Source organism: Stenotrophomonas sp. HMWF023 (assembly GCF_003060985.1).
In the GTDB taxonomy this organism is placed as follows: Bacteria; Pseudomonadota; Gammaproteobacteria; order Xanthomonadales; family Xanthomonadaceae; genus Stenotrophomonas; species Stenotrophomonas lactitubi.
Genome location: NZ_QAIJ01000114.1, coordinates 1 through 9,401, shown reverse-complemented (window position 1 = coordinate 9,401; position 9,401 = coordinate 1). Strand labels below are relative to the sequence as shown.

General features: G+C 66.8%; 9 protein-coding genes. 3 read left to right on the top strand and 6 right to left on the bottom strand.

Annotation, left to right across the window (positions count from 1 at the left end):
- Nucleotides 1-172: 172 nt before the first annotated feature.
- Nucleotides 173-1,333: an amidohydrolase family protein gene (locus DBR20_RS06030; RefSeq protein ID WP_108265555.1), complete on the bottom strand. Its 1,161-nt coding sequence runs from the start codon at nucleotides 1,331-1,333 to the stop codon at nucleotides 173-175.
- A 184-nt stretch (nucleotides 1,334-1,517) separates the two neighbouring features.
- Between DBR20_RS06030 and DBR20_RS06025 the strand changes: the two genes are divergently transcribed.
- Nucleotides 1,518-2,159 carry a hypothetical protein gene (locus tag DBR20_RS06025; RefSeq protein ID WP_108265552.1) on the top strand — a complete coding sequence of 214 codons (642 nt, stop codon included), beginning with the start codon at nucleotides 1,518-1,520 and terminating at the stop codon, nucleotides 2,157-2,159.
- Nucleotides 2,160-2,186: 27 nt separating this feature from the next.
- Here DBR20_RS06025 and DBR20_RS22720 read toward each other — a convergent pair whose 3' ends face one another.
- Both DBR20_RS22720 and DBR20_RS06015 read right to left on the bottom strand, forming a co-directional pair.
- On the bottom strand, nucleotides 2,187-2,561 hold the full coding sequence (locus tag DBR20_RS22720; RefSeq protein WP_258223221.1) for a hypothetical protein: 375 nt from the start codon (nucleotides 2,559-2,561) through the stop codon (nucleotides 2,187-2,189).
- Nucleotides 2,562-2,930: 369 nt separating this feature from the next.
- A complete protein-coding gene (locus tag DBR20_RS06015; protein ID WP_108265550.1) occupies nucleotides 2,931-5,657 on the bottom strand; it encodes a TonB-dependent receptor in 2,727 nt (908 codons plus the stop codon).
- 332 nt (nucleotides 5,658-5,989) lie between these two features.
- On the opposite strand from DBR20_RS06015, the gene DBR20_RS06010 reads away from it, so the two are divergent.
- Entirely contained in the window at nucleotides 5,990-6,481 is a 492-nt protein-coding gene (locus DBR20_RS06010; protein ID WP_258223220.1) for a GNAT family protein, read from the top strand.
- Here DBR20_RS06010 and DBR20_RS06005 read toward each other — a convergent pair.
- Both DBR20_RS06005 and DBR20_RS06000 read right to left on the bottom strand, forming a co-directional pair.
- Complete coding sequence (locus DBR20_RS06005; protein WP_258223222.1) at nucleotides 6,478-7,269, bottom strand: CDP-diacylglycerol diphosphatase; 792 nt, start codon at nucleotides 7,267-7,269, stop codon at nucleotides 6,478-6,480. The two genes, DBR20_RS06010 and DBR20_RS06005, sit on opposite strands and share 4 nt — an antisense overlap.
- A 51-nt stretch (nucleotides 7,270-7,320) precedes the next feature.
- Nucleotides 7,321-7,983, bottom strand: coding sequence for a decarboxylase (locus DBR20_RS06000; protein ID WP_108265548.1), 663 nt, complete (start codon nucleotides 7,981-7,983; stop codon nucleotides 7,321-7,323).
- A gap of 168 nt (nucleotides 7,984-8,151) precedes the next feature.
- Between DBR20_RS06000 and DBR20_RS05995 the strand changes: the two genes are divergently transcribed.
- Complete coding sequence (locus DBR20_RS05995) at nucleotides 8,152-8,445, top strand: hypothetical protein (protein WP_025878511.1); 294 nt, start codon at nucleotides 8,152-8,154, stop codon at nucleotides 8,443-8,445.
- A gap of 49 nt (nucleotides 8,446-8,494) precedes the next feature.
- On the opposite strand, the gene DBR20_RS05990 is transcribed toward DBR20_RS05995, so the two are convergent.
- Nucleotides 8,495-9,367 carry a hypothetical protein gene (locus tag DBR20_RS05990; RefSeq protein ID WP_108265553.1) on the bottom strand — a complete coding sequence of 291 codons (873 nt, stop codon included), beginning with the start codon at nucleotides 9,365-9,367 and terminating at the stop codon, nucleotides 8,495-8,497.
- Nucleotides 9,368-9,401 lie beyond the last annotated feature (34 nt).

Genomic DNA, 9,401 nt, shown 5'->3' with positions numbered 1-9,401 from the left:
AGCCTACAGGGACGTACTTGCGGCGTCCCCGCAATCCGACACCGCCCCGCCCTCCCACGGAATCCAGCTTCTGCTGTTGCCGTTGCTGTTGCCGTTGCTGTTGCTGTTGCTGTTGCTGTTGCTGAGGTTGCCGGCCAGCGGCCGGCAATGGGTGCCGGGCGCAGCCCGGCCGCTACAGCCAGCGCCCGGCGACCACCACGCGTCGCTCGCCCGGCACTGCGGCCACCGCCGCCGGGCCATGGTCGGCACGTACCGCCACGAACGTGGCCGGAAGACCTTCCGCAATACCGTACTGCGGCAATCCGATCACCTCCGCCGCATGGGTGGTGACCATGTCCAACGCCAGCATCAGGTCCGCATCGGTGTAGAAGCCCGATCGATAGCCCAGCAGCATCGCCCGCTGCAGCAGGTCGCCATTGCCATAGGGCCACCAGCAGTCACGGATGTTGTCGTTGCCGGCGAACACGCGTACACCCGCATCGTGCAGCGCGCGCAACGGCGGAAATGGATGGTCGCCCGGCGCATTGCTCATGATCGCCACGCCTGCGGCAGCCAACGCCTCACCCACCTGCAGCGCCCGCGCCGATGGCACCTCGCCCAGCGCATAAGCGTGACTGACCGCCACCCTGCCCTGCAGGCCCGACGCGCGCGTGCGCGCCGCGATCCGCAGCAGTTGCGCCAGCCCGGTTTCGCCCGGCTCGTGCAGGTGGATGTCGAGCCGCACGCCATAGCGCTCGGCCAGCCCGAACAACAACGCAAGCTGGCCGTCGGCATCCCCGTCCAGCGTGCTCGGGTCGATGCCACCCAGCACTTCCACGCCTGCGGCGATCGCCTGCTCCAGTACCGCCGCCGTACCCGGGCACGACATCACCCCCGCCTGCGGGAACGCCACCAACTGGATGCGCATGATGTCGGCGCAGCGCAGCGCCGCCTCGCGCACGGCCTGCAGATGGTGCAGGCCGGTGCTGCCATCGATGTCGACGTGGCAACGCATCGCCACCGTACCGAATCCGCTGCACTGGCGGATCAGCGCCTCGGCACGGTCCGCCATCGGTGCAGCAGCGGCAATCGCGGCCTTTTCCACCGCCAGGCGCTCACGCAGGCTGCTCACCGGCTGATGCGGATGCCAGCGGTCGCCGACGAAACTCTTGTCCAGATGGATATGGCCGTCGACCAGTCCAGGCAGAACGGCAAAGCCGGTCAGGTCGACGCTTTCGGCTCCCTCTGCTGCGGCATCATCGTCGTTGATGCCGACGAAACGGCCATCACGGACGTGGAAATGCAGTGGGGTACCGTCGCGATCGACGCCACCATGGACGAACTGCAGAGTCATCTGGATCTCCTGGAAAGCCAACACTGGCACCATCCTGCCCGCCACCGCTGCCATCGGCCAACGAAATATCCGCATGCCATACATTCACAGGCACGATGAATCCCGCCCGCGACCCTGCGCCGCAGGGACGCCGGATACACGCCTGAACGGGTAACATGGACGCCTGTTTCCGCTGTGATGCCGCATGGGCCCGTCCGACCGCCACGATCGTCTTCGCCGCTGGCAGGCCGCGTCCCTGTTGGCCGCCGCCCCGATCGCCAGCCTGTCCGCCACCGATGCCAACGCCAGCGCGCCCCTGCAGGCGCCGCCGGGCCAGCAGCGGATCGCCTCGGCTGCGCTGGTCGAGGTGCTGCACCAGCGCGTGCTGGCCGGCCAGAGCGCCACCGCCACCCTGGAAAGCTGGTGCGCCGAGCATGGCCTGGCCGAGCAGGCCCGGGTCCGCGCGGTGCGCGTGCATGGACAGGACAAGCCCGCGCCGGCCGACGTGCTGCAGGCCTTGGGCGCCGATGCATCCACGCCCCTGCGATACCGCCGCGTGCAGCTGGCCTGCGGCAGCCGCGTGCTGTCCGAGGCCGACAACTGGTACCTGCCCGATCATCTCAGCCCGGCCATGAACCAGGTGCTCGACACCACCGACGAGCCCTTTGGCCGCGTGGTCGGCCCGCTCGGCTTCCAGCGCCAGACCCTCACCGACCAGACGTTCTGGCCGCCACGCGGCGAAGGCGACCATGGCGTCATCCTGGAAGTGCGCGCCCTGCTGCGCGACCGCCAGCAGCAGCCTTTCAGCTACGTCATCGAGTCGTATCTGGTGCAGGCACTGCCGTAGCGTTTCATCGGCCCAGCATGCCTTCGCCTACTGGGTGGTGATGCTGTTTGCAGCCGGATCGGCGGAGAACACGAAGCGGCCCGAATGCAGGTTCCGGCCCAGGGTGTACTCGGCCGTTGCGAATGCATAGACGGGGGGCGTATTGCCGTCACCGAAGGAGCGTGCCCAAGCGCTGAAGCCGTCGTCGGTCCGGCTGCGGATCTCGCCCAGGCACAGGCTGTAGCCGCACGCGAACGAGACAAGGTCCGTATTTCCGTCCAGCGCGGCAGTCACCGCTGACCTGTACAGCGCGGTCAGGTCCTGCGCTTCTGGGTTGCGCGCCACGTCCTGCTCGAACTGGCCGACCGCCTGTGCGAATGCTTTGTTCGAGCCGACCACCGCCTGGAATCTTTCGACGGACATCGCCCCCTCGCTCAACAGGCTCCTTTCGCCAGAGAGGAAAGCCGCACCCGATTGAGTGGCCGCCGGAGCAACGACTGCAAGCCCTGGCGAAGCGGCGGCAGTGCCGGCGGATGTCGCAGCGGAACGTGCCGGTGTCGCTGCCTCAACCCGGTCGGCGGGCGCCATCGTGGCATCCTTGGCAGCGACAGCAGGTGCTTCTTCCTTGCTGCTGCAGCCCGCAACTGCAAGTACCACAACCATCAGATGACGAACGTCCATGCGCTGTTTCCTCTCTGGTGACCTTGTGAGCATGCCACTCCATGGCGCTGGAAGCGAAGTGCCAAACAACGAAAAGCCCGGCAATGCCGGGCCTTTCGTTTCGCGCTTCGATCAACGGAACCGGTAATCCAGTTCCACCCAGAACTGACGGCCATATGGGTCGTAGTTGCCGACCGGATAGAACGGCCAGCCACCCCCATTCCTGTCCGCCGGCGGCCGGCTGTCGCGCAGGTTGTTGACGATCACACCCAGTGTCAGGTTCTCACCGAACTGGCGGAACACACTGGCGTTGTAGGTCATGTACGGCGCGATGCGGCCAGTGCCATCGCTCTTCGGCAACGAGCCATAACGGTTGCCATAGATCGTCGCGGTCCAGTCACCCTGGTTCCAGGTGATGCTGCCATTGGCCTTGCTGCGCCACTGCCAGTCATCCAGCGAATTACGGATGTCGCGCACTTCGTCATCGGCAAACTGCTTGTACTCGTGCTCCAGCACCAGGGTGTAGGCCAGACGCGTGGTGAAGCGGCCATAGCGGCCCGCATCGAAGCGCCAGTTGCCCTTCAGGTCGACGCCACGCACCGATTCCGATGCCGCATTGATCGGGTTGATCAGTACGCGGGTCACCTGGTCTGGCTGCACGGTGGCAGTGGAGGGGTTGCGGATCACCCGCGACAGCGCGTCCTGGCACAGCGGCGAGCCGATGTCGCGCGCTTCGCCGCCGAGGGTGCGACCCAGCCGGCAGTCGGCCTCATCACGCAGGATGCGGCTGGTGTCGAGGCTGGTCACCTCGTTGTCGATGCGGATGTCGTAGTAGTCGGCGCTGAAATCCAGCCCGGACAGCGGCGACCAGACCACGCCGAAGCCATACGATTTGGCCGACTCCGGCTGCAGCTGCGGGTTGGCGCGGTTGCTGTAGTCGATCGACAGGCCGTTGTAGTCGCAGTTGTCATACGACTGGCCGGCGGTGCGGCAGCGCCAGTAGTCGGTCATGCCCGGGTTGTAGCCACGGGTCTCGGTGGCGAACACATAGTTCATGTCCGGCGCACGGAAGCTGGTGGCCGCGGTGCCGCGGATCAGCAGGCTTTCGATCGGACGGAATTCGACACCGAAGCTCCACGTTGCCTTGCCGAGATGCTCACCACCGGCGCGGTACTGGTCGTAGCGGCCTGCCAGGGTGGTGGTCAGCGACTGCAGCAACGGCAGCTGCAGTTCAACACCCGCCGCATAGCGGTCACGTTCGCCACTGGCACCGATGCCGGCGCTGGTGTTCCAGAACTCGCCGGTGCCCAGGCGTGGATCCGGGCGGTTGCGGTAACCCTGGCTGCCCGCTTCGACCACCGCGGCCAACGCGGCATCGCCACCCGGCAATGCGAACAGGCGACCATTGACCGTCGCGCTGAAGGTCTGCAGCCACGCGGCGTTTCGGCTTTCCTGGTAGTCGGACAGGCGACCGTACTCATCGGGCGTCAGCGGCCGGAACAGGCGCGACGGATCCGGCGCGTAGACCTCCACGCCGTTGCGCACACCGAGCTGCGGACCGAGCAGGTACTCGTTGATACCGGCCAGCAGCACCGGGCGGCGCGTACGGTTCTCGTAGCGCGAGCGGCTGTAGACCGCCTCGTAGTCCCAGCCGCTGTCGCCGAACTGGCCACGCGCACCGACATTGAACGACCACGAGTTTTCCAGGAAACGATTGGCGTTGCGTGGCAGGCCGCCGATTTCCTCTGGCGCAAAGCGGCGGTACCAGCTTTCCAGGTTGCTCGTGTTCTGGTTGTAGAAATAGTTGCGTGACGAGGTCCAGGTGGGTGCACGCGTGTTGTTGTGGATCCGTGCGCTGCCCACGGCGACATCGGCGAACAGATCGGTGGTGTCGTTGACGTGGAACGTCAGCAGGCCGTAGCCGTTGAGGTTGCGCTTCTCGGTCTGCACGGTCCAGTAGCTGGCGGCGGCTTCGTTGCTGCCGCAGTACTCGCCCTGGCGCGGGTTGTTGGCGCGGAACACGCTGCCACCGTAGATGGCCGAGGCCGCATCGCAGCCGGCGGCGCCCGGATCGATGTTGCGACCGGTGGCTGCGTTGCGACGGTAGGCGACGGCCGTCGGCTGCGGCGCCTTGCCGGTAGGATCATCGTCCAGCGAATCCATGAAGTCGCGCTGCCGCGCGTGGATCGCCTTGCGCACGTCCAGTTCGAAGCCGAACAGGCCTTCCCAGCGTTCGCCGGAACTGCCGCCCACCACCTGCACGCGCTGGTTGTCACCACCGCCCTGCTGGGTGCCGCCGGCACGCACGTTGACGTCCACGCCGTCGAAACGGTCCTTGAGGATGATGTTGACCACGCCGGCGATCGCGTCGGAGCCGTACACCGCCGATGCGCCTGCGGCCAGCACCTCGATGCGCTCGATCAACGCACTGGGGATGTTGGCCAGGTTGACCACGTTCACCGAGCCCTCGTAGGCCAGCGGATAGTCGGCCTGGCGGCGGCCATTGACCAGCACCAGCGTGCGGTTCGGGCCCAGGCCACGCAGGTTGATGGTGTTCGCCGCCGGGGTGAAGGTATTGCCAAAATCCTCGCCCTGCACGTTGCCGGTGTTTTCAGTGAGCGCGCTCAACGCATCGAATGCGTTGCGGTAGCCCTGCGCATCAATCTGCTCGCGGCTGATCACCGTGACCGGCGATGGCCCCTCGACGCTGGCACGCGGGATGCGCGAGCCGGTGACCTTCACTTCCTGCAATGAGGTGGGTGCGCTTTCCTGCGCGAAGGCCGGCAACGAGGCCAGCATCAGGGACGACAAGGCAAGCACCAGCGGACGCGGGCGCAGCGCCAGGGAAGAGGCGGACATGGGCTTCCTGGGGGAGTTGGGCGGGTGGTCCGGGGCGCTGGCGACGTGCGCGCATAACGATCCCGTAACGAAAGTGTCCTGAACGGATGGTTGCAACGGAAATGACCAGGCCTGATGGCCTTATGCCTGAACCGAATCAGACCGCAGGCGTCGGCAACACCGCGTTTGCAACTTCTTTCATTGTTCCAGTTCGTCCAGGTGCGGCATCGTCCCACGCCATGAACCGGTATTTCCCTGCTTCCCTGCCGCCGCTGCGGCCCGTGCTGCGCCGCCACCTCCTGATGCTCCGGCACGGGACTGTCGTGCTGCGCCCTCTGCAGCGCTCAGACCTCGTGACCTGGCGTCGCCACTATCGGCAGGTTGAACGCGCCTGCACGCTGCCCACCCATATCGATGCGGAAGCCCACTTCCTCTGCGGTGTGCAGCGTTCGCAGCTGCAGCACGACAACGATCATCTGCTGCTCGGCACCTTCGATGCCGAGGGCGAGCTGCTTGACCAGCTCGACCTGCGCCTGCATTGCGCGCATGCGCGCAGCGTCGAACTGCGCTGGCTGCACGCAGCAGGCTGTCCTCGACAGCGGCAGCTGCACCCTTCGTTGCAGGCGCTGTGCACGTTCCTGTTCGAACAGGTGGGGGTCCGTCGCTTGTTCGTCCTGCTGCCGCCCGATGCAGGCAGCGAACTGGTCGCTACCCTGCAGGCGCTCGGCTTCGAGCGTGAAGGCCTGCTGCGCGACCACCATCTGGATGCCGAGGGTTGGCAGGACCGTCAGCTGTACGCCCTGACTGCCCCCGTCTGGCTGCAGCAGCAGTCAACGGGAAACTAGCGCACCCGCTCCAGCGAAGCATCCGCGCCGGTCAACACGCTGCAGGCATGGTCCTGCAGCTCCTCGGCGCTGGCGTCGTTGCCACTGTCCGGGTCCAGTTGCGTGGCCAGCAGGATGAACCCGGGCGCGCCGTGCACGTCCTCGTGCCCCGCGACCAGCAGACTCCATTGGCCAACCTTGTCCACACCGCTCAGACCATAGGCCAGCAGATTGAGCGGATTGGCAGTCAGCGCTTCGCCGGGCAACAGCCGCGCCTGGTACTGATGGCCGCGCAGCAGCACCGGCAGCGGTGCCCACTGCGTGCCGAGGGTCGCGCGATTGTCTTCCAACGCCTGCAGCACGTCAGCGCGCAGGCAGTCGACGTGGATGTGCAGCTGGTGCTGCGAACGGCCATGGGGCGAATTCAATGCCAGGCTGGCGACGCTGCGCGGCAGCGGCTGGCCCAGCGCCTGTTCGGTGCGTGCGCGGGCCTGCCAGGCGGCGGCGAAGTAATTGGGTGCGCCACGCCGGTACAGCGCGGGGCTTTCGATGCCGCTGACCTTGTCCAGCGGCATCAGCAGGAACTGATAGTGGCCGTGCGCGTCCTTGACCAGCACATCGCGCTGATCGACAGCCGGGCGCACCTGCAGGCAGTCGCCACGTGGCGACTGTGCGCCCCGGCAATCACGCTCGATCAGGCGCCACAGCGCATCCGAATGTGCCGGCGGCGGCGCGGGGGGCACGCTGGCACAACCGGCCAGCAACATCAGGGGCAGCAGCAGAAATCGCACGGCAACAACTCGCGGAATCAGGCGCGACAGGCGGCGCCGCGCGCCATTCTAGCCAGTGGGATGTGGCAATCAGTAGGTGCCGAACGGCACTTCAACCACGACCGGTGCACCCGTAGGCAGCAACTGCAGGGTATAGCGGTCCAGTGCGCCATCGTCATCGGCCAGCGGCTGGCGATGGAACTGCAGGCGATAATGGGCCTCGCCCAGGCGCACCTCGCTGCCATCGGCGCCCAGCGCGGCAGCGTCGGGCAGCAGCAGCCCGCCCAGATCGCTGTAGGCACCGGCAACATCGGCGAAACCATAGTCGGCCAGTTCATCCACCCGCTGCATCGCATAGACATGCGGCAGGTACGGGCGCGCCGGGCTGCGGCCATTGCTCAGATCGGTCACCCCGGCCTGCGGCAGGTGGTACTGCTCGCGAAGCGCGGCAACGCCCAGCGACTCGCTGGCCACCTGCAGGCAGCACACCGCGCGCTTGCCTTCACGGTCGAGGACCACGAAGCGGTCACCACGGGTTGCGGCCTGCGGCAGCATCGCGAACGCCAGGTTGCGCTGCGCCGGCTGGTAACCGGCTTCGGTCTGCAGGTTGCGCCAGCCACCAAACACAGGCGCTTCGGCAGCAGGCGCTGCGCTCGGCTCGGCAGCCACGGCCACCACTGTCATGCAAAGCAGCCACAGCACTGCCAGCGCCTTCACTGCGTTCTGCCTGCCTCGCACACTGCCTGCCGTCATACCCGATCCAACACCTGCACCGGACTGGCCCGGTCTGCCCGCCGGCGCGCTGCCGGCAACGCCGGCCACTATGCAGTGCGGCGGCCGCGCGGGCAATGACCCGAACGCTGCCGGGTTTCGCGCGGTCAGTGCTATCGTGCCGCCAATCCCCTGCGCAGGAGCGCCCGCATGACCATCCGCCTGACTCTGTTGCTGCCCGCCTCGGCCCTGTTGCTGTCGGCCTGTGTCAGCACTCCCGGCCCGGAGGTCAAGGGCAGTGGCCGCTGCGATGCCAGCCAGCTGGGCTGGGCCATCGGCCAGCCGGCCAACGAGCCGAACATCCGTCGCCTGTCCAGCGAAAGCGGCGCCGGCATGGTCAATCCCATCGGCCCGGCCACCATCACCACCAAGGACATCCGCCAGGACCGCCTGCGCGTGTTCGTGGACAAGGACAACATCATCACCGCCACCCGTTGCGAGTAAGCACGCCAGCGCCTTCACGTAGAGCCGGGCCCAAACCCGGCTCCATGGCTCAGGGCTCGGTGTAGCCCGAGCACTCCGGCAGCGGCTGATCCGGCTGGTAAGCCCCTGAGGTGAAGCGGAAGGTACGCGTGTAGCTGCACTCCGCATCCTGTTCGGTGCGCAGATCCTTCTTCTTCAACTTTCCTTTGGCCAGCGAGTCCCGCTGCGGCGATACCCCGGCCGGATAGTTGCTGGCCTCGGTGCGGTAGCGCAGTACAGGCATGCCCTGCCCTTCTGTTGCCAACGCAAGTTCCGCATCGAAACTGTACTCGTCGTGGCAGGCACCGGCGCGCTGGTCGAAATCGCGCTCGCTGAAACAGGCCCGGATCATCTTGTTGGCCGACCACGCAACGGACAGCACGTCAGCGTCCACCTGGACGCCATCATCGAGATGACGGATGCGCGCCAGTTGCAGGGTCGATGCGCTGGCACCGCCACCGGAATACATCGCGCGGGCCTCCACCAGGCCGCCGACGAGCACGTTCTGCAGTGCCGCCTGTTGCGAATCGGCCACGGCCTGGCCTGCACCCGCACCGGGGGCCAGGCGCACGATGAAGGGCCAGACCCGCAGGTCGCCATCGTCAACCACGTTGATGGGGACGTGTCGCTTCCGTGGTTCGGCGTCATCACCCGCACGCTCGGCAATTTCCAGCGCTGCCGGCTGGTCTTCGCCCGTTGCAGGCAACGCCCGCACGCACCACTGGCCATCGGCAGTGCAGTAGCGCTCGGGCTCTTCCGCTCCCTGCTCGCCCTGCAGCAATAGCACTTCAAGCCGGTTGCCTGCGGCATCGTGTTGAACGGGTGCGACGTCCGCCGCTGCCGGCAGCGACGATGCCAGCAGCAGGCCGGACAGCACGGCGTAAGCAATACGCGTGGAATTCATGATCATCCTGTGCGCGCCGGCACGTCCTTGCGAG

Coding starts and splice junctions, on each gene's coding strand:
- DBR20_RS06025 (WP_108265552.1), top strand. CDS start 1,518: ATGGGCCCGTCCGACCGCCACGATCGTCTTCGCCGCTGGCAGGCCGCG.
- DBR20_RS06000 (WP_108265548.1), bottom strand. CDS start 7,983: ATGACGGCAGGCAGTGTGCGAGGCAGGCAGAACGCAGTGAAGGCGCTG.
- DBR20_RS05995 (WP_025878511.1), top strand. CDS start 8,152: ATGACCATCCGCCTGACTCTGTTGCTGCCCGCCTCGGCCCTGTTGCTG.
- DBR20_RS22720 (WP_258223221.1), bottom strand. CDS start 2,561: ATGTCCGTCGAAAGATTCCAGGCGGTGGTCGGCTCGAACAAAGCATTC.
- DBR20_RS06015 (WP_108265550.1), bottom strand. CDS start 5,657: ATGTCCGCCTCTTCCCTGGCGCTGCGCCCGCGTCCGCTGGTGCTTGCC.
- DBR20_RS06030 (WP_108265555.1), bottom strand. CDS start 1,333: ATGACTCTGCAGTTCGTCCATGGTGGCGTCGATCGCGACGGTACCCCA.
- DBR20_RS05990 (WP_108265553.1), bottom strand. CDS start 9,367: ATGAATTCCACGCGTATTGCTTACGCCGTGCTGTCCGGCCTGCTGCTG.